This is a genomic window from Nocardia sp. PLKS1-43 (genome assembly GCF_059510335.1).
Genome location: NZ_JCAJZQ010000018.1, coordinates 61,211 through 84,218 on the forward strand (window position 1 = coordinate 61,211; position 23,008 = coordinate 84,218).

Genomic DNA, 23,008 nt, shown 5'->3' on the forward strand with positions numbered 1-23,008 from the left:
ACATTTCGCGCAGCGGCAAACCGCCCCGGCAACACGCCGCTCCGGGGTGTTCGAAGGCAGCAGACATCAGCTCCCGACGACCACCAGGCGCGCGGGAATTGGGTTACTGCGCAAGATATTTCGGTGTTCCCCTACGGGGCGTCGGACGGGCCGTTCACGGTCGCCAGCCCCCACCGGATGGCCTCGGTGGTCGCGGAGGCGAACTCCTCGACACTGTTGATGACGCGGCCTTCGTGAAGATCAAGGCCGAACGACGTCGCGGCCGCCCCGGTGGTCTCGGCGATCAGGGCGTGCGCGGTGGCTTCGATCGCCTTCTTGTGCTCGACCAGAACCCACCGGTTCACCGCCGGCACATGAACCACCCACCGGACGCCGCAGCAGTGGACCCACACCAGGTATCGACGCACAGCCCTTCACTCCCCTCACCGCAAATGGTTGATGAGCGCTCAGCACCAGAAACAAGCCAAATATGCTGTCCCGAGCCGACTTTCACTGGTGCCGAGCGCCTGACCATCGACGCTAAAGGGTCGGCTCGGTGGGCGGCCATGTTTTTGCTCGGATTTGCTTCTGGCGTGCCCGATCCGTTGACCAGTGGCGATGAGACCAGCCACGATGACATCGTTCGAGCAAAATCGCGCATCATGAGATCAAGGACGGTCGCCATGCGTTTACGATGCCTCGGTGTTGGCAGTCAGAATGGAACGTGTCCAACGCTTTTCGCGTCTGATCGGGAAACGTACGTCATCCAGGGGTGGCGTACGGAGCCAGACCACACAGTGATCGAAATCCCGCACATGCTGCTGGGCTTTCTGGAATACGGCACCTGCCTGGGCACGCCACTCACCGATACCGGGCGTGGCACCTTCACACTCAGCGGCACCCCGGTGACCGATCTGGAAGCGCTGCAGCAGATGGATCTGCCTGGTCACGAAACCGCCATCGAAGTGCCGATCGGAAAGGAAATCCGCCCCGTATGAAGCTGATCCAGGGCGAGGACTTTGTCGACCTCTTCCGCGCTGGTGACTGGCAGCGGGCCTTCCACCTGGAAACCCAGGACGAGTACCTCGTCGCCGACGAGCACGAACCGTTCCGCAAGTTCCTGGCCGGCGAGCCCGACGACTACGAATGGTGCCGTTCCTGGGACGACCTGATCCGCGACGTCACCAGTCGCGGCAAGCACGTGCACAGGGTTCGGCTGGTCAGCATTCCGCACGTGGACTACACCCGGTTCGGCCTCACCGTAGCGCCGCTGAACATCAAGGCGGGTGAAGAGATCAAGTGGCTGCCGCGGCCCTTGGTCGATCCGGCCGAGCTCACCAGTGACGATTACTGGCTGTTCGATGACTGTCTGGTCGTTTTCGTCAGCTTCAAAGACGACGGTGACTTCGGTGGGTTCGCCGTTACCGAGGACCCGGTGATCGCGGCTCACCTGGTGGCGGTGCGCGACAAGGTGTGGAGCGCTGGTATCCCGCACGCCGACTATGTGGGAAGCGACTACGCTGCTGCCAAGTGACCAGCTCCAGCGTTCGTGATGCCAGAGAGGCGTTAGGCGGTCGTCTGCGCGACATCCGCAAAGACGCGGGCCTCTCTGGCGTCCGATTGGCCGAGCTGGCCGGGTGGCAGCCCTCGAAAATCTCGAAGATCGAAAGCGGCAAGCAGACGCCGACAGAAGCCGACATCCGCATCTGGTGCCGCCACTGCAAAGCCAGGCAGCAGATCCCCGACCTGATCGCCACCCTGCGCAACGTCGAAGCCGCCTACGTCGAGTGGAAACGCATCGCCGGAATCCGGCGCAAGCAACAGCAACTGCACACCCTCGAAGAGGGCACCCGTCTGACGCGCTGGTTCGAACCGGTCATCATGCCGGGCCTGCTCCAAACCCCGGACTACATGCGCGCCATGCTCACCAAAGTCGCTGCGTTCTACGGGCACGACGAACCCGTCGACGACGGGATCGCCGCCCGACTGGAACGCCAGCACGTCCTTCGACATGGCAACCATCGCTTCAATTTCGTTCTGGCCGAACAAGTTCTGTACACCACCGTCGGCTCAGACGACGTGATGATCGGTCAGCTCGACCACCTGCTCAGTGTGATGCGGCTGCCGAATGTCGTGGTTAGCGTTATCCCGCAGATGTCGGCCTACCAGGTGCCGACGACAAATTTCGTCATCTTCGACCGCAACGTCGCCAGCGTCGAAACGATCTCGGCCGAGCTGACCATCAGCCAGCCGCGGGAACTAGTGCTGTACGAGCAGGTATTCCAGACGCTCCTGGACCAAGCGGTCGTTGGTGAGACGGCACGGGCTCTGATCGGTAAGGCGATGGGGCGGCGACAGCCACGTCCCCGTAGTGAACCATGACCCGCCGCCCTCGACGGTCAGCTGATCGCCATCAGCTCCAGGAACTTCCCAACTTCCGGCACTTGGGAGTGCGGTCGCGCGGTCTCGGCGATGGTGCCAAGTTTCTGTTGCACCCGGGTCGAACCAATCTGGCTGATCGCGTCGAAGTGCTCGTTCAGGACGTGGCAGCCCTCGGCGATCTCGTTGGCATTCACCAAGTTTCGACCGAGCAAGACGTGCCACTCAGCTTGTTCGCGCGGCCATGCGTCTGAGCCGTCGATTGCTTCCTGAATCTGTTTCGACGCAGCACGGTGCTCACCCAGGTACATGTGCATCAGGCCCGTCATGCCGCTGAGCAGCGCATCTGGTAAATAGACCCACTCTGGGTCGAATCCTCTCGCCGACTCATACGCCCGATGCGCCCGACTGAGCGAATTGGTAATGGCGGACTTATTGAGGTTTGGATCCTGCATGCCGAGCGCGTCGGCTTCTCGAATCGCCATGAGCGCGCGAAGTTTTGGGCCGCCATGACTCATCGCCGTGCGTGAGGCGGTTTGTGCGTACTGCACTGCGCGACTGGTGGCGGCGGGAGTACCGCCGTTCCACTCAGTCAGCAGTGAACTGGCGTTGCTCAGGGCATGGGCGACGGCAATGTCGTCCCCGGCAGCGGTCGCGGCTTGAGCTGCGTCGGCGTAGTAGCGACGTGCTTCGCCCAGTCGACCTGCGTCATAGTGCACCCAACCAGCGGCGGTCATCATCTCGGCGGCGGCGCTGGTGAGGGTTTGCCCGACCGCGTCGGTGTAGGTGCCGTTGTCGAGCAACTGCTCGGCGTAACGGACTCCGTTGGCGGCGACACGGCACAATCGGTCTCCGCCAACGAGCAGGTCAAGCACATGAATTTCACTGGTGCTCGCAGTAATCTCGGCGACCTCGGCGGCCCCGACATGGACGCTTGCGGTTCGTGATGCGGCAGCAGCGTGCCCAGCGACCCCGGCTGTCACGGCAGTTCCGGCACCGAGAGCGCTGGCTCGTAGGACATTGCGACGATTCACATCTGCCTCCTTGTCCGACTCCACCACCAGTATGGCAAGCGGAACGTGCAGTGCCTTGGCGATCCGACGCAATACGCGGACATCGTGGATGGCGGCTCCGTCGTGTTCGAGTTGCGAAATGACAGGCTGGGTGTAGCCGAGGATCGCGCCCAATTCGGCTTGTGTCATCCCGAGCGATTTGCGGATCCGGCGGATGACCTCGCCGGTCGTCATGTGCATGCTGCTGCCCCTGCTTCTTCGAGTGAACGTGCATCTGCAAGATCGACTGGCAGCTCGGGACATGTTGCCAGGCAAAGGATTTAGCCCTTTACGGCACTATATATGGCTTTTCGTATATTTCAGAAGTCTCGGTTATATGCGTCCGTAATCGGGCGATAGCCCGCCGTACGGTCGCCCCTGGTACCCGGTACCAAGCCGACGCCGCACCCCCTTTTCATTACCGGGTGGGCGGCGCACCCGCCTCAATGCCGTGACGGGTGGCGAAAGCCCTTGGTGCCGGGTGCCTTCCCTCGAGTCGTTTGCCTCATCGAAAAAAAGAAGGTGCTCCCCGATGTCCTACGCGAGCCTCGCGATCCACCAGACGATCGTGCTCTCCGAACAGGAAACCCACGCCGCTCCCAAGACGCCGTTCAGCGTTGAACGCGCCCACACCATCGTTCAGTTCCATATCGCGTGCCGGGCGATTCGCTGCCCGCGCAAGGCTGCCGCGCTCCACGTACTGGCCGGGGCCGGCCGCTTGGTGCCCTCCGCGAGCCATCCGCGGTGAACCTGGTGCACGGATCGCCGGAATACGGCACGCCGGAGCATCATTCGAGCGCAGCCAGTGACGGGGAGTCGCCCATGGAGATTCCGGAGTGGGCGCCGCTGGAGCCGCTGCCGTCGGCGGAGACGCTCCTGGCCACCATTTCCGGCGCGCAGCCGGTGATGGCTGGTGACATCCTGAACCCGGCCTACGACTTGGTGGAGTGCCAGCGAGACTGCCGACTGGCCATCGAGGTGCTGGCGAATACGGCGGCGTCGTACGCCGAGCTGTGCGCGGCGGCCAAGACGTTGGTGACAGCGCAAGCGGACATCGACATGCTGATAGCGGTCATCGACGACGTTGTGCTCGCGCGAATGATGCAACGACGCAGCGCATTGGCGCGAGCACAGGTGTCGATCCCGGTGCAGCTCGCGCAGCTGCCGCGGACCGCAATCCACACCGAATCCATCGGGGAGATCGCGGCCAAGATGGCTGATTTGTGGGAGCGGGCGGTCGCCACCGGTGACGACCCGACGGCGAGGGCACGGGCCGCGAAGCACCGGCTGGCCGAGCTGTGTGCCGGGTACGACGACTTGGCCGCAGAGGTCGAATCCGGCAACCGAGTACTCCCGGGGACGTGAGATCCCATGCGGCCGGTCACCCCGCCCCATCCACCGCGGCGCATGCGTCATCTGCACATCGAATCCGGTTCCCTCACCCTGGATTACCAGGCCAGCGAAGAGCAAGCCCAGAACGTCGCGGACGAGCTGGCGCATAGTTTTTCGACGTTGGAGCTTCGCGTCACGGTGGACGACGAGATGTATCCCGGTCTGCCGTCGCTGCCGTGCGCGGACTGTGGGACTGAGGCTGAGGGGGTGACGCACGGCTCCCGTGTGCCGAACTGCTTGCCGCCGAAAGCTTCTTTCTTCCTCGTCTTTCCTCTTCCGAACTTCTTGCCCGAAAAGAGGATCTGCATGCCCGAAGACACGTTTCGGCCCCTGCGGGGTGTCCAACACACACAATCTGCTACGGCGCTGATCCCACTCAGCAGGCCCGCAACCACATCACCCCCTACTTCGGCGGACGCTCGATCGTCGGTGCCTGCACCGTGGACACGGCGCGGGACTACCTGGAATGGCTCAACAGCTGCGGCCTGGACCCCAGCTGCCAAGAAGTGATCTTCGACCACCTGGTGACAATCATGGACATCGCCGTAGCCGAACGCACGATCCCGGAAAACCCGTGCCGATCGAAGCTGATCGAACGCCCACGCGACACCAACAGGAAAATCATCCCGTGGACCGAAGACCGCATGAACGCGATCTGGACAGCATTACCCGAACGCAACAAAATTGTCATTCCCCTCGGTGCGGGCTGCGGCATGAGGATGGGGGAGATCATGGGATTCTCCCCCGATGACATCCGCCGCAAGGAAGGCATTTTTGTCGTGCAGCGGCAGATTCGGCGGTTGAACGGTGGATGCGTGCTTTCACGGCCCAAAGGCGGTAAGACACGCATCGTTCCGATGGCCGAGAACATCCTCGACGAAATCGACACCTACCTGGAGAGGTTCGAACCGGTCACCGTCACGTTGCCCTGGCGGTTTCTGGACGGGCGCCCGGTGTCGGTGCGGGTGTTGATGTCGCGGACAGGTGATTTGCAGCCGATGTACGGGTACCTGTTCATGGCGGTGTGGGACGCGGCGTTCCGGCGTGCGGGACTGACCAAACGCGACCGCGTCGACGGAATGCACGCGCTACGGCACTACTACGCGTCCTCCTGCCTGGCCGAAGGAGTCTCGATCCTCGAGCTGGCGAACTATCTGGGCCACAGCGATCCCGCGGTCACCTTGCGCCACTACGCACCCTGGCCTGTTGTTCGACTCTCGTGCGCAAAGGAGTGCCCAGGAAGCTGTGCTGTACCCAGGCCGCAGCGTCGCCCGACAGCCAGTGATCGGTGTGGGCGAGGTCCGCGACGGACCAGGTGACATGCGTATCGGACACGGGCGCAACCGGTCTGGCCGATTCCTCGCTCCTCACGGTGATGGTCGGGGCGCGGTAGGTGGCGGGTTCGGTGTTGTGCCCCGTCGGCGTCGATGACGAATGCGTCGAAGATCGCTGTGGCGCGGTCGGCTCCGGAGGTGAGGTAGTTGTCCATCGCGACGCCGGATTGGGATTGGCCGACGGCGATGACGTGCCGGGCGAGGAGACCATCCAGCGGCGCGACGTTCCGAGGGTGCCGAACAGCCTGCGCGGCTTGGGAATAGATGTCGTCGGCGTACTGGTCGCCGGTGTCGACGAGGCGTGTCCGTCGGTGATCGCCTGCAGTGCTGAATACCTCAGCGACGGTGTTGAACTCGCGCTCGGCGCCTCACCGCCGACCAGGCTGCTGGTCTTCGACTTCCACCCGGATGTCGCGCCGACCGCGAAGCATTCGACACGGCGCGTACACGGCTGGCCGACGCCGGCAGCTCGGTGGCGCTCGACACCCTCGCCGAGTCCATCGCCCGCGGCGGCACACTTCCGCCGCCGCCGGGCCCGCCCGTCGACGACGACCGCCTCGCGGTGATTCTCTACACCTCCGGCAGCACCGGCAGTCCGAAAGGCGCGATACAGCCCGAGAGCCTGGCGAACCGTGTATGGACCACCGCTGCCTCGATGATGGCCTCGCTCGGGTTCGCCTTCCCGTCGATCACGGTGAACTTCATGCCGATGAGCCACACCGGCGGGCGCGGCCTGCTCTACGCCGCGTTGGGTGTCGGCGGCACCGCCTATTTCGCCGGGAAGAGCGACCTGTCCACACTGCTGGAGGAACCTGTCGCTCTTTCGCCCCACACAGCTGAATTTCGTTCCGCGAGTATGGGGAGATGGTCCATCGCGAATTCCGCAACAGGCTCGGGCAGCACGGACCCGGTGCCGGTGCGGAGGTCGCCCCGTAGGAGTTCACCGAGGACGCCGATATCCGGAAGGTCGGTGCGGAGCGCACGCTCAGCGGTATCTACGCCAGCGGTTACGGCAGCAGCAAATGGGCAGGCGAGGTGCTCCTGCGCGAGGCGCACGATCTGTGCGCGTTGCCGATCGAGGTATTCCGCTGCGACATGATCCTGGTCGAGCCGACCTACCACGGCCAGCTCAACGTCCCCGACATGTTCACCCGGCTGACCTTCAGCGTCGCCGCGACCGGCCTCGCCCCGGAATCGTTCTATCTCCCCGCCGCGAGCGGGCGGCGGGCCCGGGCCCATTTCGATGGTCTGCCAGTCGATTTCATCGCCGAGTCGATCGCGGAGCTGAGCGCCGACCTGTCCGAGGGATTCCGGATCTACCACGTGCTGAACCCACACGACGACGGCATCGGTGTCGACGAGTACGTGGACTGGATGGCGGAGTCGGGGTGGCCGGTCCAACGGATCAGCGATCACGACCGCTGGTACGAACGTTTCGAGACCGCGATGCGCAACCTGCCCGACAAGCAGCGTCAGGTGTCGCTGCTGCCCAACTACCGGTACCCGCTTCCGGCGGCCGGGGGTCCCCGGTACCCGTGGATCGGTTCCGGGCCGCGGTCGCGGAAGCCGGTATCGGTGGCGGCGACATTCCGGGCATCGTCAGGCCGATCATCGAGAAGTACCTGACCGATCTGGAACTGCTGGGCCTGCTGGACCCGGCTCGCCGAGCGCAGGTCTAGCTGCGGCCTTCTCGGCGTCGGGAGAGAGTCAGGAAGATCAGCGCATCCGCAGCGGCGCAACGCATTCGATTCGAAGGTGCTGGTTGCGCGTCTTGCACGGGATGTGTTGGAGGAGCGCAGGATTCGTAAACTTGCTGGGCCCGGCATGCTCCGGCTGATTTGGATTCGCGGGGCGCGGATGATCACGGCGAGCTGGGACGGGAAGTCCGCCGCTCAGATCGCGCATGAGGTGCGGGCGGCCGGCGCGCCCGAGGTGCGCATATCCGCGGTGACGGCTGCCCCGACCGGATCTTGGATCGATAGGACACCTGTTCGAAGGTCGGTAGCAGAGGTGCCATGATTCCTATACTCGCTGCGGCTGATCACCCGGCCCGCCGCAGGGTGGCTGTTCGCGCTGCGGGGCCGGGGCGCCGAGCCCGAGCAGGCCGAGCGCGAATCCGGCGTACCGCATGGCGATCTGCTCCGGTGCGGTGGGGCCGTCGAGCCGGAACCATTGCGGCAGTGCGGTACACATCGTGGCGATGGCCCGGCCCGCGGTCCGGGTGTGTTCCTCGGGCAGGTCGTATTCCCGGACCGCCTCGGTGATCGCCTCGTCGAGCAGATACTGGATCTCGTTGCGGGACGCGGCGATTCGTCGGCGATTCGGCGCGGTGAGGCTGCGCATCTCGCTGGCGCCGATGAACGCCAGCTCGCGGCGGTGGGTGTGGAACAGCGCGAGGGCCTCGACGGTGTTCGCCACCCGGTCCAGTGCCGTCGGGCCCTGGTCGCGCGCGGCGCGCACGCGCCAGTGCAGCTCGGTCATGGTGAGGTCGAGAGCCCGCACGAGCAGTTGCTGTTTGTCGGGGTAGTGGTGGTAGACGCCGGGCACGCTCATCCCGGCGCGTTCGGCGATCGAACGCATCGTCGCGCCGTGGTAGCCGGTCTCCACGAAGGAGTCCACCGCCGCGGACAGGACGGGATCCATTGCCAGCGGCGGGAATTCGCGCCAGTCGGCGGCCTCGGGCCCGGGGGCGGTGTGGTGCTGGGCGTTCGCCGGTCGATCACGCCGGGGTGTGGCGTCCGCATCCCCGATGAGCCACGCGAGCGTGGTGTCCAGCGCCTGCGCCAACGCTCGTAGTCGCGGTACGGAGACGCCGGTGCGGCCGTTCTCGATGGCGCTGAGTGTGGCCGGGCTGACGTCGATGCGTCGCGCGGTCTCGCGCAGCGAGACACCGGCCGCCGCCCGCGCGGTTCGCACCCGGGCGCCGATGTCGGCCCCGGGGCGGTCCGAAGGATCCATATGTTCAGAATAACTGAACAGGTCCGAACACGTAGAATTCGGCTTTGACAGAGATAGGGAACCCGTGTCACTGTTTCTGACAACCCCCTGCCGAGCGTACGTTCGGCATATCAGGCGAGGAGTGATCGTGGCGATCGAGCTATCCCATCCACCCGAGGTCCAGGACCTGGCCCGGCGCACGCGCGAATTCGTCCGCGCGAGCGTGCTTCCGGTCGAGGACGCGCACGGCGGTGACATCACCGCGGCGGGCGGCGACGAGGTCCGGGCGCAAATGCAGGAAGCCGCTCGCGCGGCGGGTGTCTTCGCCCCGCACGCACCGGTCGAATTCGGCGGTCACGGTCTGGGCATGTCGGATCGAGCGCCGGTTTTCGAGGAGGCCGGATATTCGTTGTTCGGCCCGACCGCGCTCAATATCGCCGCGCCGGACGAGGGCAATGTGCACATGCTCGCCCACATCGCCGATCCGGAGCAGAAACAGCAGTTCCTCGCGCCTCTGGCCCGCGGCGACGTGCGCTCGGCGTTCGCGATGACCGAACCGGCGCCCGGGGCGGGCTCGGATCCCTCGGCCCTGGCGACCCGTGCGGTGCGCGCCGAGGGCGGCTGGCGGATCAACGGCCACAAATGGTTCATCACCGGCGCCGACGGCGCGGGCTTCTTCATCATCATGGCCCGCACCTCCGGTGAGCCGGGCCAGCGTGGCGGGGCCACGATGTTCCTGGCCCCGGCCGACACCCCCGGCATCCGGGTCGAGCGCCACATCGAGACCTTGGACCGGTCGATGATCGGCGGGCACTGCGAGGTGTTCTTCGACGACCTGCTGGTCCCGGATTCGGCTGTGCTGGGCGCGGTGGACCGTGGTTTCGAGTACGCGCAGGTGCGCCTGGGCCCGGCCCGGATGACACATGTGATGCGCTGGCTCGGCGCCGCGCACCGCGGCCACGACGTCGCGGTCGACCATGTCGCGCATCGAGAGGGCTTCGGGTCCCGGCTGGGCGATCTGGGCATGATCCAGAAGATGATCGCGGACAACGAGATCGATATCGCCGCCACCCGCGCGCTCCTGACCCGCGCGTGCTGGGAACTCGATCAGGGTGAGTCCGCAGCGAACGCCACCTCCATCGCGAAAACCTTTGCCGCCGAGGCGATCTTCCGGATCGTGGATCGCAGCGTGCAGATGTGCGGCGGACTCGGCGTGTCCGGGGATCTGCCGCTGGCGCGGCTTTCGCGCGAGGTGCGTCCGTTCCGCATCTACGACGGCCCGTCGGAAGTTCACCGTTGGGCCATCGCCAAACGCGCTGTCGGTGCGGCTCGCCGCGCACGACGGGACGCCGAATGACACTGCCAGGTATGAATGTGGCTGCGCTGGAACGTTTTCTGCGGGAGCAGGGCGTCGAGGTGCAGGGTGAGCTGCGGGTCGAGCTGATCAGCGGCGGCCGCTCGAATCTGACGTTCGCGGCGCGGGACGACATCTCGCAATGGGTTGTGCGACGTCCCCCGGTCGCCGGGCTCACCCCGTCCGCGCACGATATGGCCCGCGAATACACCGTCACACGGGCGTTGCAGGGCTCCGCCGTGCCGGTGGCCGAGACGGTCGCCTTCGACGCCGAGGGCACCGCGCTCGGCGCTCCGATGACCGTCGTGGAATTCGTCGACGGCGTGGTCGTCCGCGACCAGGACGACCTGGCCGCATTCACCGACGACCAGGTCGCGGCCTGCGTGGGGGAGTCGGTGCGGATTCTGGCCGCGCTGCACGCGGTGGACCCGGACGCGGCCGGACTGGGCTCGTTCGGGCGGCCCGCCGGATTCGTGGCCCGTCAGGTGAAACTGTGGGCCTCTCAATGGGATCGGGTCAAGACGCGAGAGCTGACCGACGTCGCCCGGCTCGCCGAGTCCCTCGCCGCTGCGCTGCCGCCCGAGTCGCCCGGCGCGATCGTGCACGGTGACTTCCGCATCGACAACACCATCGTGGACCCGGCCGATCCGGCCCGCATCCGCGCGGTGGTGGACTGGGAGCTGTCCACGCTCGGCGACCCGCTGACCGACGTCGCGTTGATGTGCGTGTACCGGTCCCCGGCATTCGACCTGGTACTCGGGACGCAGGCCGCGTGGACCAGCCCGCGTCTGCCGGACGCCGACGCCCTGGCTCAGGCCTATGCGGTCGCCTCCGGCCGGGATCTGGACCACTGGGGTTTCTATCTCGCGCTGGCCAATTTCAAACTGGGCGTGATCGCCGAGGGGATCACCCATCGCGCCGTGCAGGGCTCGGATGCCGGATCGGGCGCCGCGCGGGCCGCGGAATCGACTCCGGAATTCATGGCGGCGGGGTTGCGCGCATTGAGCAGCGTGCCGAACTGAAACCAGGCCGCGTCGGGTGGCAGCGGAAAGCGTTGCCCGACACGGCCCTTCGTCTTGCTGCGCTATCGACGACGCCCGCCTGCCCGGATGAGTCCGGACAGGCGGGCGAGTCGTTTACCGCGGGCGTCTCAGGCGGTGGCCTGCGGCAGAAATGCCGGGAGGATGAACGTCTCCAGGAGTTTGCGGTGGGACGGATCCTTCGGGTCGTCGAAATCGAGGCGGCCGACCAGGATCAGTTGCACCAGAGCGAGCCATTCGCAGGCTTCCTCGTTGGTGATATCGGTGCGCAATTCACCGCGTTCACGCGCGCGATCCAGAATGGGCGCCCACATTTCCAGCGTCAGTGTGCTGGCCAGGCGGGAGGTTCCGACGACGGCAGCGGCGAGGTCCATATGTTCGGGGCTGACGATCAATCGGATCAGCGGATCCTTGCGGCCGCGGTCGACGAGGAATATCAAACCCTCGACGATCTGGTCTCGGAAGTGCTCCCGCTCCAACACGAATTTCGTGCCGGTGACGAAGAGTTTCCGAGCGCGCAGCCGGATCAGTTCGGCGATGAGCGTGTCCCGATCGCGAAAGTATCGGTAGATCGTCGGTCGTGATACGCCCGCGGACTTGGCGATATCGTCCATTGTCGTCTTCGCGACACCGAAATGCAGGAAGGTCGATTGGGCGGCTTCGAGTATCTGCCCGCGTGCTTCCTCGACGTCCCCACTCAGGACGTTGCTGTTACGACGAGCCATTCTCTTTTCCTGCCCTCCACGGATTTCTGCTTTGTATGCGATACTCGGCAACACCATGGACAATACTCGTTTTTCGTTGTTCGTTCGACGTCCACCGTGGGCGCGGCGCGGCGACGAGCGGGTGGAGTCGTGAAAACCGTTGCGGGTGAACGGATCCGGAGCGGCCGTGACCAGTGTCGATCGTCCGTCGTGGCTGGTGTGCCGGTTCGAGAGCACGGTGAGGACTCTCACATCACCGAAGCCGGGCCGGGTGCGGGTCGATGGGACTGACCCGCACCCGGACCGTTCACGCCGTCGGGGTGAACGTGATCGGCAACCGCGCGCACCCGCGGACCTGACTGGCGTGCATGACCGGGGGATCGTTGTCGACCAGATCGTAATCCGGTATGCGCCGGTGGATTTCCTCCAGGGCCAGACGCAGTTCGATGCGTGCCAGATGCGAGCCGAGGCAGCGATGCGCGCCCGCGCCGAAGGACAGATGCCGGTTCGGGGTGCGCTCGAGCAGAAGCTCGTCCGGGTCGTCGAACTCCTCGCCGTCCCGGTTGGCCGAGCAGAGCATCAGGATCAGCTGATCGCCCTCGGCGATGGTGACCCCGCCCAATTCGATCGTGCGGGTGGCGCGACGGCCGGGGATCACCGCGGCCTCGATGCGCAGGATCTCCTCGACCGCCGAGGGGATCAGGCTCTCGTCGGCGATGAGCTGTTCGCGCTGCTCGCGGTTGTGCGAGAGATGGATGATGCTCCACGCCAGCGAGCCCTGCACGGTGTGCAGGCCGGCGATCAGCAACAGGAAGAACATCCGGTTGAGTTCCTCGTCGGTCAGCAGCCGGGTGCCGCCCTCGAGCGCGACCTCGGTGTGGATGATCTGCGAGGTGACGTCGTCGCGCGGGTTGGCCTTGCGCTCGTTGATGATGTTCTGGAAATAGCCCAGCATCTCGAACGCCGCTTTACCGCGCGCCGCATTGGACTCCTCCTCGGTGGCTCCGGGGATTCCGGTGAGAAGTACATCGGTGGCGTGGGTGAACATCGGCGCGTCCGCCAGCGGCCAGTCCATCAGGTTCAGAAATACCCGGGTGGGCAATTCATGTGCGAAGTCGGCGATGAATTCCGACTTTCCCGTGGCGGCGATTCCGTCGAGGAGCTCGTTGACCGTCGCGCGGATGTCGTCCTCGAGCGCCTTCATTCGATTCGGGCTGAACAACGGCTGCAAGGCGAGACGATAACCGGTGTGTTCCGGCGGATCGAGTTCGAGCGGAATGAATTTGCCGAATCCGGCGGTCTCGGACGTCAGATTGTTGGGGTGACTGGAGAATGTCTCGGGGTCGCGCAGGACCTCGTGAATCTCCTTGTAGTGGGTGACGATCCAATGGCCGCCGTGAGCGGTGGAGTACACGACCGGGCCTCGGCGCGCGAGTTCGGCGACCCGATCCTGCACGGTGTCTTTCGGAAATGCCAGCGATTGATCGTAGATGTCGAAGTCGACTACCAGGTCCTCGGAGACCTCTGCGGTGGTGGTCATATGTTTTCCTCGGATAGGGGAAGGGCACTGGTGAGTGTCAGCGCACGCTCGGGGCAGGCTGCCGCCGCCCGGCGTGCGGATTCGAGTTGAGACTCGGGGACCGGACCGTCGCCGACGACGGGATTGCCGAAGTCGTCGGGCTCGAGCAGGTCCGGCGCGGTGGCGTAGCACAGGCCGTGGCCCGCGCACGCCGTCCGGTCGACGTTCAGGTGAACGGGCTCGGTCATGTCACAGATCTCCGGGCGAGCCCTTGTCCTCGGCGAACCACATGCCGACGCGGGCCAGGGTGCCGCCGTCGGTCGAGGGCATCACGACGCCGGACAGGTACTGCGAATCGTCCGAGGCCAGGAACAGCGCCACCTTCGCGTTGTCCAGCAGCGACGGCGGCCGGTTCAGCTTGAGCGGGATCGGCGAGATCGACGCGTCCCAGGGGCCCATGACCTGCTCGTAGGACTGGCCGACGACCGGGGATCCCGGCGGCATAAGGAAGTTCGGCGACATGCCGTGGGTGGGGCAGATGGCGTTGACGCGAATGCCGTACTTGCCCAGGTCCAGGCTCAGCCCGCGGACCAGGCCGTTGACGCCCGCCTTGGTGGCCGAGTACATCGCGATGTTGTGGTAGGCGACCAGCGAGGCCGCCGAGGACGTCGCCAGGATGGTGCCGCCGCCGTTCTCGCGCAGATAGGGGACAGCGGCCTTGGCGGCGTAGACGACGCCGCTGAGGTTGATGCCCAGCACGTGCTGCCAGTCGGCGTCGGTCAGGTCCTGGAATTCGACCTCCTCGCCGCCCGCGACGGACGGGACGCCGCCGCGGGAGACGACGCCCGCGTTGGCGAACATGATGTCCAGCTTGCCGAAATGCTGCACCGCGGCGGCGACCGCGGAGTTCACCTGCTCCTCGACGCTCACGTCGGCGGTGATGGCGATGGCCTTGCCGCCTTGCTGCTCGACGAGTTCGACGGTTCCGGCGGCGCGCTCGGGGTCGATGTCGACCACGGCGATGGACGCGCCCTCCGAGGCGAACAACTGGGAACACTGACGGCCGAAGCCGGAGCCGGCTCCGGTGATGACGGCGACTTTGCCTTCGAGCTTCATTGTGGGACTCCGATTTTCCCTCGAGATGCGGCCGGCGCGGGGCTGGGCCGGTACGGACGGAGACGCAGCGGATCCGGCGGGATTGGATGCCGTGTGACCTGTCCGCCCAGGAGGGGACAGAGTGCTGTGCCTCACACCTGAAGCTACGCTAGGAGACGAATGACGTCAATCGTCATTTGTCAGTCGACCTTCGAATCATGACTTTTGATCTTTGTCGGGCCGGTGATCGAGCCGGGCTCCGGCATCGCTCGGCACGTCCGCCCGAGCCTGTTCGGAGGCCTGGGATCGACGCTCGGTCGGCCGGGCGGCGAGGGTGTCGTAAACCGCATCGCCGCTGGTGATCGGCTATTCTTCCGCCCCGGGGCCTGCCGCCTTAAATCTACAGACTATAGGTATAGTGCGTATGTCGGGGGCATAGAGAGGAATGACTGGACGGACATCAAGAGCGCGGTTGCCGTGGTGACCGGCGGTGCGTCGGGCCTGGGCCTGGCGACGGTGAAGGAATTGCACGGCCAGGGCGCGGAGATCGTGATCATCGACCTGCCCTCCTCCAACGGCGAGTCGATCGCGAAGGAGCTGGGCGAGAACGTGGTGTTCGCGCCGGCCGATGTGACCGACGAGGGGCAGGTGGCCGCGGCGCTGGATGCCGCGCAGGCGCTGGGCACGTTGCGGATCGCGGTGAACTGCGCGGGGATCGGTAACGCGATCAAGACCGTGAGCAAGAAGGGCGCGTTCCCGCTGGATGCGTTCACCAAGGTGGTGTCGGTGAACCTGATCGGCACGTTCAACGTGATCCGGCTTGTCGCGGAACGTATTTCGGCTGCGGAGCTGGATGGTGAGGAGCGTGGTGTCATCATCAACACCGCGTCGGTCGCCGCGTTCGACGGTCAGATCGGTCAGGCGGCGTATTCGGCGTCCAAGGGGGGCATCGTGGGGATGACCCTGCCCATCGCACGCGATCTGGCGAGCCTGAACATCCGGGTCGTCACCATCGCCCCGGGCCTGTTCCGTACCCCGCTGTTCGAGGCGCTGCCCGACGAGGCCCTCGTCTCGCTGGGCGCGCAGGTGCCGCATCCTTCGCGTCTGGGTGATCCGGTCGAGTACGCGGCGCTGGCCCGGCACATCGTGGAGAACCCGATGATCAACGGTGAGACGATCCGCCTCGACGGCGCGATCCGCATGGCGCCCCGCTGAATTCACGAAGGCCGCGTCTCGCGGTCTGTTGCGCGCCGAGTTCGGCCCAGCGCCCGATCCGTGTCGACATACGGTCGATACGGATCGGGCGCTGAAGCGTCCTGTGTCGAACCGGATGTGCGAAGAAACCTCACGGTCGCACCGCGTTCAGTGGTCGGAATCGTCGAAATATCCACGGCCGCACCAATGTCGCTCGGTGCGGGGCGCCATCGAATTTTGGCGCCCCGCACGTTCGACCGGTCCTACAGCCGTTCGATGATGGTGGCGTTGGCCATTCCGCCGCCCTCACACATGGTCTGCAGGCCGTAGCGGCCGCCGGTCTGCTCGAGGTGGTTGAGCATGGTGGTCAGCAGCCGAGTGCCCGAGCCGCCGAGCGGATGGCCCAGCGCAATCGCGCCGCCGCGCGGGTTCAACCGCTCCGGATCGGCCCCGAACTCGTACTGCCAGACCAGCGGAACCGGAGCAAACGCCTCGTTGACCTCGTAGGTATCGATGGCATCGATGCTCAGACCGGCCTTGTCCAGGACCTTGCGGGTCGCCGGGATGACACCGGTCAGCATGAGCAGCGGATCGCTGCCGCTGACCGCGAAGCTGTGGAACCGGGCCCGCGGACGCAGGCCCAGCGCCGCGGCCTTCTCCTCGCTCATGATCAGCACGGCCGACGCGCCGTCGGTCAGGGGTGAGGAGTTGCCCGGGGTGATGCGCCAGTCGATCTCCGGGAACCGCTCGCTGAAGCGCTCGTCCTGGAACGACGCCTTCAACCGGGCCAGGCCCGCCACGTCGGTGGATGGCCGCACGGTCTCGTCCACGGTGGCCTGCGCGTCCGGGCCCACGGCGACCGGCAGGATCTCGCCGGAGAAGTCGGCCGCCGCCGCGCGGGCGTGCGAGCGCGCGGAGAACTCGTCCAGGGAGGTCCGGTCGAACTTCCACCGGGCCGCGATCAGCTCTGCCGAAATCCCCTGTCCCACCAGACCTTCGGGATACCGGGCGGTGACCCCGGGGCCGAAGGCGTCCTTGCCCATGCTGGGGGTGCCCATCGGCACCCGGCTCATCGATTCCACACCGCACGCGATGGCGATGTCGTAGGCCCCGGAGACGACGCCCTGCGCGGCGAAGTGGGCGGCCTGCTGGCTCGAGCCGCACTGGCGGTCGATCGTCGTGGCGGGGACCGACTCGGGGAATCCGGCCGCCAGGACCGCGTTGCGGCTGATGTTGAGCGCCTGTTCGGCCGCCTGTCCGACGCAGCCGCCGATGACGTCGTCGACCAGTGCGGGATCGATTCCGGTGCGATCGATCAGTCCGCGCAGTACGGCCGAGAGCAGTTCGGTCGGATGTAGTCCGGACAATTGTCCGCCGGGCTTGCCTTTCCCGGACGCGGTACGGATCGCATCGACGATCACTGCGGTTGTCATGGGTGATTTCCTCTCTTCGGGGTCGCCGGAATCGTCTCCGGCGCAAGGGGTGTGGTCAGTAGGGCGCCGGGAAATATCGCTCCGGTATTGTGTGTGACCCACGACGCAGCGTATAACAATGGACAAATAGCGTCATATGTAACGGCAGTCTCCCCCTGGGTCGGGTCGAGTAGTAGCCGTGGATCCGGAGGAACCGTGGCACACGTCATCACGCAGCCCTGCTGCAACGACGCCGGATGCGTCGAGGTATGTCCCGTCGACTGCATTCGCCCGAGGCCGGGCGAGGAGGGTTACGGACGCGCGGAACTGCTGCACATCGACCCGGTGACCTGCATCGACTGCGGTGCCTGCATCGATGAGTGCCCGGTGGACGCGATCGTCCCCGAGGGCGATCTCACGCCGGAGACCGAACCGTATCGCGAGGTCAACGCCGCCTACTTCGGCAGCGAACGGCCCGCGCCCCCGCCCGCGCCCGCCGAGCCGCGGCTCGAGGTGGCCGATCGCGGGCCGCTGCGGGTCGCGATCGTCGGATCGGGCCCGTCGGCCTGCTACGCGGCCGAGGAGCTGGCCGCGCGTCGGGACATCGACGTGGAGATCACCATGTTCGAACGGCTGCCCACCCCGCTGGGGCTGGTGCGCTACGGGGTCGCGCCCGACCACCAGCACACCAAACAGGTCGCCACCGCCTTCGCCCGGACGCTCGGCAGAAAGCAGCTGAAGCTGGAGCTGAACGTCGAGGTCGGCACGCATATCAGCGCGGCCGAACTGCTCGATCATCATCACGCGGTGATCTACGCGACCGGCGCCTCGCACGGGCGCACCCTCGGTATACCGGGGGAGCACCTGGCCGGTGTGCACACCGCGACCGACTTCGTCGGCTGGTACAACGGCCACCCCGATCACGCGGACCGGGTGTTCGACCTGTCCGGCGAGCGCGCGGTGGTGATCGGCAACGGCAACGTCGCACTCGACGTGGCCCGCATCCTGGTCACCGACGTCGCCGCGCTGGCGCGCACCGATATCGCCGATCACGCGCTGGATGCGCTGGCGGCCAGCCGGATTCGCGAGGTCGTCGTCGTGGGACGGCGCGGCCCCGAGCACGCGGCCTTCACCACGCCCGAACTGCTGGGCCTGGGACAGGTCGGGGGAGTGGATGTGCATATCCGCGAGGCCGATTCGCCGCTCGACACCGACGGGCTGGACTCGGTGATCCAGCACAAGAGCCGCGTCGCCAGGGAATTGGCCCAACGCGCCGCGAACTCCGGCGATCGTCGCATCGAGTTCCGATACTTCCTGCGTCCGAACAGCTTCCGTGGCACACACGCGGTCGACGCGGTCGAGTTCACGCGCACCGATCAGGGGCAGACCGGCGTGGCCGAGGTGCTGTCCTGCGGTGTGGTGTTCGGCTCGGTCGGCTACCGCGGGATCGCGGTGCCGGGCTTGCCCTTCCGCGAATCCGACGGGACGATCCCGCACCGCGACGGGCGCGTGCTCGATGCCGAGGGAACCGATCCGATACCGGGAACCTATGTGGCGGGCTGGATCAAACGCGGCCCGTCGGGGGTGATCGGCACCAACCGGTACTGCTCTCAGGAGACCGTGCGCGCCCTGCTCGAGGACTTCGCCGCCGGACGGCTCCGGACTCCGGACCGCTCGCGCGCGGAACTGGACGCGGTGCTCGAGCAGCGGCGGCCCGAACGCCTGGGCGCGCGCGAATGGAAGACCATCGACGCGGCCGAACGCCGAGCGGGTCGCGCGGGCGGTCGCCCCCGGGTGAAATTCGTCGGCATCGGCGAGATGCTGTCCGCCGCCGGTGTGCACGCGGGCGCGCCCGCGTCCGGCGAGCGCGGGTGAGGATACGAAAGACATTTCGGCACAGGGGGAATGGCCGGCGCGGGTGACCGCGCCGGCCGAGTCGTCAGGAACGCATGAGATCGCGATGGATGATCTCTTTCATGATCTCGTTCGTCCCGCCGTAGATGCGCTGGATGCGGGCGTCGATGTACGCCTTCGCGACCGGGTACTCCATCATGTAGCCGTACCCGCCGTGCATCTGGACACCGGCGTCGATCACCTTGCCCTGGAGCTCGGACCCCCAGAGCTTGGCCTTGGCCGCGTCGACCGCGGTCAGGGTGCCCGCGTTGTATTCGCGCACGCAGCGATCGATGTAGGCCCGGGACACCTCGATCGAGGTCTGCAGTTCGGCCAGGGTGAACCCGAGGCCCTGGAACTCGCCGATGTGCTTGCCGAACGCGCGGCGGTCCTTGACGTAGTCCAGCGTCCAATCGAAGACCGCTTCGGCGGAAACCTGTCCGGCGATACCGATTCCGAGACGCTCGAGCGGCAGGCTCTGCATCAGGTAGCCGAATCCGCCGCCGATCTCGCCCAGCAGGTTCCCGGCCGGGATGCGGACGTTGTCGAAGAACAGTTCCGCGGTGTCCTGGGCGTGCAGGCCGACCTTGTCGAGTTTGCGCCCGCGGCTGAAGCCGGGGGTGCCGTCCTCGACGACGAACAGGCTGAACCCGCGTGAACCCAGGTCACGATCGGTGACCGCGAAGACGATGACCAGATCGGCCAGCATGCCGCTGGTGATGAACGTCTTGGAACCGTTGATCACCCACTCGTCGCCCTCGCGGACCGCGGTGGTCTGCACCGCCCGCAGGTCGCTGCCCGCGCCCGGCTCGGTCATCGCGATCGCGCCGATGGTCTCGCCGGTGACGAAACCGGGCAGCCAGCGCTTCTTCTGCTCGGAATTCGCGTGCCGCAGCAGGTAGTTCAGCACGATGTCGTCATTGGTGGAGAAGCCCGACTGCAGCGCCGAGGCGCCGACCCGGGCGATCTCGGTCTGGATCACGAACCGGAACCGGTAATCGGTCTCGCCGGGTCCGCCGAACTCCTCCGGGACCGCCAGGCCCAGCAGGCCCTGCTGACCTGCAGCCAGCCAAGTGTCGCGGTCGATGAGGCGGTCGGCGTCCCACTTCTCCATCTTCGGGATGACGTGGCGTTCCACGAAACCGCGGACGGTCTGCCGGAACAGTTCGTGGTCGCTCTCGAACAAATCTGATTTCACTGCACTCCTCCTGTGCCCAGGCGGGTAAGCCTGCGCCGCGTGGTCATTTCTGCGTCAGCAGTCTCTGGGTCTCCCGGCGGAAGACCTGATTGGCAACTTCGTTCTGGCCCAGCACCATTCGGCCCGCGCTAGCGCTGGTCATACCGCGCTGGGAGTCCCGCAGCAGCGGGAAGTCCTCGGCGTGCAGCACATCGAGCAGGATCTGCCAGTTCTTGGCCCACAACCGGGTCCACTTCTCCTCGGTCATGGTGGTCTGCTCGACCGGTGGGACGATCAGGCGCATCTCCATGCGGCTGCGCTGCGGTTCGGTGGGATGCGGCCGGAAGGTCAGCAGCTGGAAGTGGTCGGGCTGGCGCAGCAGGGTGCTGTTGGGCAGCAGGAAATGCGTCTCGGTGACGTCGTTGGCCAGGCTGCGGTCACCCGGATCCTCCTCGATCCAGCGGTCGATTGACTTACGCGGGGCGATGAACCGGCAGTGCCGCCCGAAATCTTCGAATGCCATCACATTGGTGTGGATGTGCTTCGCGGCGGTGTTGGGGTGCGCGTACTGGATGTGATAGCCGTCCAGGAAGGCGTCCTGCATGATCTTCCAGTTGACCGGCTCGTCGAAGCCCTCGGCCTGCACGCAGACCTTCGAGCCCAGATCGTAGGTGGCCAGGATGGCGTCCATCTCCGGGCCGAGCCAGGCCGCGACGTCGATCTCGGCGCTGGCGTCGTCGACCACCCAGATGAAGCCGTGGCGTTCCTGCGTCGGCAGTTCGATCAGGCCCAGCGTCTCGCGCTCGGCCTCGCCGAAGGTGTTGTCGCGGGTGATGGTTCGCAGGCTGCCGTCCATGTCGTAGGACCAGCGGTGATACGGGCAGGAGAACAGCCGGCACCGGCCCTTCTCCTCCTTCTCCAGCAGGGCCCCGCGGTGACGGCACAGGTTGACCAGGGCCTTCACCCCGCCGTCGCGCTGGCGGACCACGATGACGTTGTTACGCGGCATCTGCAGGGTGAAGAAGTCGCCGGCGCGGGGGATTTCGGAGCCGTGCGCGACGATCGAGGGCACCCGGCCGAAGATCAGGTCGCGTTCGTGCTGGGCGACGGTCGGGTCGGTGAACTCCCTGGGCTCGAACCAGGTGACATGGGCGAACTCGTCGGTCGTGTCGTTGCGCAGGTGTGTCAGCGCGCGACGAATCCGTTCCTCGCGCGGGGCGCCAACCTCGGTCATGGGCTGTCTCCAATATCGAATCGCATGGTCCGAGGTGCATTGATGCACTCGGTGTAACGTCCTGAGCTGTAAATATAGCTTCTTAAATCTAACTCATGTAGATTTAACTGTAAACCGGCCGCATGCAGAAAGGGCAGACGATGATCGACTACACCTGGTGTCGGCGCCTCGGCGACGAGGATCGGGTCGAGGCGGCGGCGCTGGTCGAGGCCGCCGCGCGGTACGACGAGGAGGCCGGATTCGCGGTCGTGGAGCAGCGCGACATCGAGTCGGTCTCGAGCGAGGAGCGGTCGGTCTGGCATCTGCCGATCAAGGCCCGGCGCGATCTGAGCATCCTCGACGACGCGCCGATGGTGCTGGTGGCCTATCTGCATCTGTCGATCGATGCGCAGGGGCAGGGCACCGTGCGCTACACCGTGCATCCCGACTACCGCTCACGTGGCATCACCACTCTGCTGGTGGAGGAACTCGGCCTGGACGTGGCCGCCTCCGAGGGCTGGTGCGGGCGGGGTGCAACGTCGTTGCGCTGCTGGGCCTACGGTAGCCATCCGGCGTCCGAGCGGCTGACCCGCCGCTTCGGCATCGCGCCGATCGCCCGGCTGTGGACGATGGCGCGGCACCTGGCCGGGCCGTTCGCCATGCCCCTGGACCCGGCCGTAATCCCCGGCGGGATATCGATCGAGGGCCCGAAGGAGCTCACTGACGATGCGACTGTGGCGAAGGTGCGCGATGTGCTTGCGCGAGAGGGGTTGACCCAGGCGCAATTCGAGCAGTTCCGCACCGCGTTCGCCGACCGCACCGGCCGGGTGGTGATCGCCTCGGCGGGCAGCGACCGCCCGGCGGGCGCGGTCTGGTTCGAACCGCGGCAGGTGCGGTATCTGGAGTTGCGCGCCGCGTGGGTTCGCGCGTTGATCGTGGTCCCGGAGATCCGCGGCGGCGGCCTCGGCGAGGCGCTGATCACCACCGCCCTGCGCGAACTCGCCGACGCCGGAGTGCAGGTCGTGCTGATGCGGATCGACCCCGACGATCACGGCGCGGTCCGCCTGTGCCGCATGCTGTCCTTCGAGCAGGAGGAAGCGCACGCGTGCTACCAGATCGGGGAGTGGGACGAGGTTCCCGCCTTCTCGGGCAGGTGAGTTCGGTCTGCGCGCTCGGGTCGCGATGATCGGCCCGGCTCGTGCGCCGGTTTCGTAACCAGTGCGGGCGGTGGCCGATATGAGGGGGCCACCGATCCGGGCGGCATTCGCGCACGCGGTGCGCGAATGCCGACGCGCGTACACGGTGAATCCCGCTGGCGCAGAACATGTCCGGGC

At 66.3% G+C, this 23,008-nt stretch carries 21 protein-coding genes and 3 pseudogenes; 13 read left to right on the forward strand and 11 right to left on the reverse strand.

The window, feature by feature from the left end:
• Positions 1-131: 131 nt before the first annotated feature.
• The gene (locus AC5WS7_RS37615; protein WP_495959422.1) at positions 132-353 is read right to left on the reverse strand and encodes a hypothetical protein; all 222 of its coding nucleotides are present in this window, start codon (positions 351-353) and stop codon (positions 132-134) included.
• Positions 354-431: 78 nt separating this feature from the next.
• Between AC5WS7_RS37615 and AC5WS7_RS37620 the strand changes: the two genes are divergently transcribed.
• From AC5WS7_RS37620 to AC5WS7_RS37630, 3 genes are read left to right on the forward strand one after another with little or no spacing between them, the layout of a single operon-like run.
• A complete protein-coding gene (locus AC5WS7_RS37620) occupies positions 432-977 on the forward strand; it encodes a hypothetical protein (RefSeq protein ID WP_495959423.1) in 546 nt (181 codons plus the stop codon).
• On the forward strand, positions 974-1,513 hold the full coding sequence (locus AC5WS7_RS37625; protein ID WP_495959424.1) for a DUF6879 family protein: 540 nt from the start codon (positions 974-976) through the stop codon (positions 1,511-1,513). Before AC5WS7_RS37620 ends, AC5WS7_RS37625 begins: the two co-directional genes overlap by 4 nt.
• Positions 1,510-2,361, forward strand: a complete 852-nt coding sequence (locus AC5WS7_RS37630) for a helix-turn-helix domain-containing protein (protein WP_495959425.1) — start codon at positions 1,510-1,512, stop codon at positions 2,359-2,361. Before AC5WS7_RS37625 ends, AC5WS7_RS37630 begins: the two co-directional genes overlap by 4 nt.
• A gap of 17 nt (positions 2,362-2,378) precedes the next feature.
• Here AC5WS7_RS37630 and AC5WS7_RS37635 read toward each other — a convergent pair whose 3' ends face one another.
• The gene (locus AC5WS7_RS37635) at positions 2,379-3,605 is read right to left on the reverse strand and encodes a helix-turn-helix domain-containing protein (RefSeq protein ID WP_495959426.1); all 1,227 of its coding nucleotides are present in this window, start codon (positions 3,603-3,605) and stop codon (positions 2,379-2,381) included.
• Positions 3,606-3,942: 337 nt separating this feature from the next.
• On the opposite strand from AC5WS7_RS37635, the gene AC5WS7_RS37640 reads away from it, so the two are divergent.
• The 3 genes from AC5WS7_RS37640 (at position 3,943) to AC5WS7_RS37650 (ending at position 6,121) form a co-directional block, all read left to right on the forward strand.
• A complete protein-coding gene (locus AC5WS7_RS37640) occupies positions 3,943-4,158 on the forward strand; it encodes a hypothetical protein (RefSeq protein WP_495959427.1) in 216 nt (71 codons plus the stop codon).
• A gap of 74 nt (positions 4,159-4,232) precedes the next feature.
• Positions 4,233-4,775 (forward strand): hypothetical protein, encoded by a 543-nt coding sequence (locus AC5WS7_RS37645; protein WP_495959428.1) that lies wholly within the window; start codon positions 4,233-4,235, stop codon positions 4,773-4,775.
• A 467-nt stretch (positions 4,776-5,242) separates the two neighbouring features.
• Entirely contained in the window at positions 5,243-6,121 is an 879-nt protein-coding gene (locus tag AC5WS7_RS37650; RefSeq protein ID WP_495959429.1) for a tyrosine-type recombinase/integrase, read from the forward strand.
• 143 nt (positions 6,122-6,264) lie between these two features.
• On the opposite strand, the pseudogene AC5WS7_RS37655 reads toward AC5WS7_RS37650, so the two are convergent.
• Positions 6,265-6,402: pseudogene (locus AC5WS7_RS37655) on the reverse strand (alpha/beta hydrolase domain-containing protein); the annotation flags it as partial.
• Between the two features lie 206 nt (positions 6,403-6,608).
• Here AC5WS7_RS37655 and AC5WS7_RS37660 point away from each other — a divergent pair.
• Together AC5WS7_RS37660 and AC5WS7_RS37665 are read left to right on the forward strand one after the other, a co-directional pair.
• A pseudogene (locus AC5WS7_RS37660) lies at positions 6,609-6,869 on the forward strand (AMP-binding protein); the annotation flags it as partial.
• Positions 6,870-7,072: 203 nt separating this feature from the next.
• A pseudogene (locus tag AC5WS7_RS37665) lies at positions 7,073-7,815 on the forward strand (SDR family oxidoreductase); the annotation flags it as partial.
• A gap of 343 nt (positions 7,816-8,158) precedes the next feature.
• On the opposite strand, the gene AC5WS7_RS37670 reads toward AC5WS7_RS37665, so the two are convergent.
• On the reverse strand, positions 8,159-9,094 hold the full coding sequence (locus AC5WS7_RS37670; protein ID WP_495959430.1) for a TetR-type transcription factor C-terminal domain-containing protein: 936 nt from the start codon (positions 9,092-9,094) through the stop codon (positions 8,159-8,161).
• A gap of 127 nt (positions 9,095-9,221) precedes the next feature.
• Between AC5WS7_RS37670 and AC5WS7_RS37675 the strand changes: the two genes are divergently transcribed.
• Entirely contained in the window at positions 9,222-10,430 is a 1,209-nt protein-coding gene (locus tag AC5WS7_RS37675) for an acyl-CoA dehydrogenase family protein (protein WP_495959431.1), read from the forward strand.
• 11 nt (positions 10,431-10,441) lie between these two features.
• On the forward strand, positions 10,442-11,449 hold the full coding sequence (locus AC5WS7_RS37680) for a phosphotransferase family protein (protein WP_495959432.1): 1,008 nt from the start codon (positions 10,442-10,444) through the stop codon (positions 11,447-11,449).
• 128 nt (positions 11,450-11,577) lie between these two features.
• Here AC5WS7_RS37680 and AC5WS7_RS37685 read toward each other — a convergent pair whose 3' ends face one another.
• The 4 genes from AC5WS7_RS37685 to AC5WS7_RS37700 all read right to left on the reverse strand — a co-directional run bounded on the left by AC5WS7_RS37685 (position 11,578) and on the right by AC5WS7_RS37700 (position 14,806).
• A complete protein-coding gene (locus AC5WS7_RS37685; RefSeq protein WP_495959433.1) occupies positions 11,578-12,192 on the reverse strand; it encodes a TetR/AcrR family transcriptional regulator in 615 nt (204 codons plus the stop codon).
• 286 nt (positions 12,193-12,478) lie between these two features.
• Entirely contained in the window at positions 12,479-13,711 is a 1,233-nt protein-coding gene (locus AC5WS7_RS37690; protein ID WP_495959434.1) for a cytochrome P450, read from the reverse strand.
• Positions 13,708-13,938: a ferredoxin gene (locus tag AC5WS7_RS37695; RefSeq protein ID WP_495959435.1), complete on the reverse strand. Its 231-nt coding sequence runs from the start codon at positions 13,936-13,938 to the stop codon at positions 13,708-13,710. Before AC5WS7_RS37695 ends, AC5WS7_RS37690 begins: the two co-directional genes overlap by 4 nt.
• Before the next feature lies 1 nt (position 13,939).
• Complete coding sequence (locus AC5WS7_RS37700; protein WP_495959436.1) at positions 13,940-14,806, reverse strand: SDR family NAD(P)-dependent oxidoreductase; 867 nt, start codon at positions 14,804-14,806, stop codon at positions 13,940-13,942.
• 438 nt (positions 14,807-15,244) lie between these two features.
• Between AC5WS7_RS37700 and AC5WS7_RS37705 the strand changes: the two genes are divergently transcribed.
• The gene (locus tag AC5WS7_RS37705) at positions 15,245-16,000 is read left to right on the forward strand and encodes a 3-hydroxyacyl-CoA dehydrogenase (RefSeq protein WP_495959482.1); all 756 of its coding nucleotides are present in this window, start codon (positions 15,245-15,247) and stop codon (positions 15,998-16,000) included.
• 242 nt (positions 16,001-16,242) lie between these two features.
• On the opposite strand, the gene AC5WS7_RS37710 is transcribed toward AC5WS7_RS37705, so the two are convergent.
• Positions 16,243-17,412, reverse strand: coding sequence for a thiolase family protein (locus AC5WS7_RS37710; RefSeq protein ID WP_495959437.1), 1,170 nt, complete (start codon positions 17,410-17,412; stop codon positions 16,243-16,245).
• Between the two features lie 195 nt (positions 17,413-17,607).
• On the opposite strand from AC5WS7_RS37710, the gene AC5WS7_RS37715 reads away from it, so the two are divergent.
• Positions 17,608-19,266 carry an FAD-dependent oxidoreductase gene (locus AC5WS7_RS37715; RefSeq protein WP_495959438.1) on the forward strand — a complete coding sequence of 553 codons (1,659 nt, stop codon included), beginning with the start codon at positions 17,608-17,610 and terminating at the stop codon, positions 19,264-19,266.
• Between the two features lie 64 nt (positions 19,267-19,330).
• Here the strand turns inward: AC5WS7_RS37715 and AC5WS7_RS37720 are convergent, their stop codons facing one another.
• Entirely contained in the window at positions 19,331-20,482 is a 1,152-nt protein-coding gene (locus AC5WS7_RS37720) for an acyl-CoA dehydrogenase family protein (protein WP_495959439.1), read from the reverse strand.
• 43 nt (positions 20,483-20,525) lie between these two features.
• The gene (locus tag AC5WS7_RS37725) at positions 20,526-21,695 is read right to left on the reverse strand and encodes an aromatic ring-hydroxylating oxygenase subunit alpha (RefSeq protein ID WP_495959440.1); all 1,170 of its coding nucleotides are present in this window, start codon (positions 21,693-21,695) and stop codon (positions 20,526-20,528) included.
• 122 nt (positions 21,696-21,817) lie between these two features.
• Here AC5WS7_RS37725 and AC5WS7_RS37730 point away from each other — a divergent pair, with 122 nt between their 5' ends.
• Positions 21,818-22,831 (forward strand): GNAT family N-acetyltransferase, encoded by a 1,014-nt coding sequence (locus AC5WS7_RS37730; protein WP_495959441.1) that lies wholly within the window; start codon positions 21,818-21,820, stop codon positions 22,829-22,831.
• Positions 22,832-23,008 lie beyond the last annotated feature (177 nt).

What these genes read in the sequence shown, in the direction of transcription:
- AC5WS7_RS37620 (WP_495959423.1), top strand. Translation starts at nt 432, where the DNA reads ATGGTTGATGAGCGCTCAGCACCAGAAACAAGCCAAATATGCTGTCCC.
- AC5WS7_RS37625 (WP_495959424.1), top strand. Translation starts at nt 974, where the DNA reads ATGAAGCTGATCCAGGGCGAGGACTTTGTCGACCTCTTCCGCGCTGGT.
- AC5WS7_RS37635 (WP_495959426.1), bottom strand. Translation starts at nt 3,605, where the DNA reads ATGACGACCGGCGAGGTCATCCGCCGGATCCGCAAATCGCTCGGGATG.
- AC5WS7_RS37640 (WP_495959427.1), top strand. Translation starts at nt 3,943, where the DNA reads ATGTCCTACGCGAGCCTCGCGATCCACCAGACGATCGTGCTCTCCGAA.
- AC5WS7_RS37645 (WP_495959428.1), top strand. Translation starts at nt 4,233, where the DNA reads ATGGAGATTCCGGAGTGGGCGCCGCTGGAGCCGCTGCCGTCGGCGGAG.
- AC5WS7_RS37670 (WP_495959430.1), bottom strand. Translation starts at nt 9,094, where the DNA reads ATGGATCCTTCGGACCGCCCCGGGGCCGACATCGGCGCCCGGGTGCGA.
- AC5WS7_RS37680 (WP_495959432.1), top strand. Translation starts at nt 10,442, where the DNA reads ATGAATGTGGCTGCGCTGGAACGTTTTCTGCGGGAGCAGGGCGTCGAG.
- AC5WS7_RS37685 (WP_495959433.1), bottom strand. Translation starts at nt 12,192, where the DNA reads ATGGCTCGTCGTAACAGCAACGTCCTGAGTGGGGACGTCGAGGAAGCA.
- AC5WS7_RS37690 (WP_495959434.1), bottom strand. Translation starts at nt 13,711, where the DNA reads ATGACCACCACCGCAGAGGTCTCCGAGGACCTGGTAGTCGACTTCGAC.
- AC5WS7_RS37695 (WP_495959435.1), bottom strand. Translation starts at nt 13,938, where the DNA reads ATGACCGAGCCCGTTCACCTGAACGTCGACCGGACGGCGTGCGCGGGC.
- AC5WS7_RS37700 (WP_495959436.1), bottom strand. Translation starts at nt 14,806, where the DNA reads ATGAAGCTCGAAGGCAAAGTCGCCGTCATCACCGGAGCCGGCTCCGGC.
- AC5WS7_RS37710 (WP_495959437.1), bottom strand. Translation starts at nt 17,412, where the DNA reads ATGACAACCGCAGTGATCGTCGATGCGATCCGTACCGCGTCCGGGAAA.
- AC5WS7_RS37725 (WP_495959440.1), bottom strand. Translation starts at nt 21,695, where the DNA reads ATGACCGAGGTTGGCGCCCCGCGCGAGGAACGGATTCGTCGCGCGCTG.
- AC5WS7_RS37730 (WP_495959441.1), top strand. Translation starts at nt 21,818, where the DNA reads ATGCAGAAAGGGCAGACGATGATCGACTACACCTGGTGTCGGCGCCTC.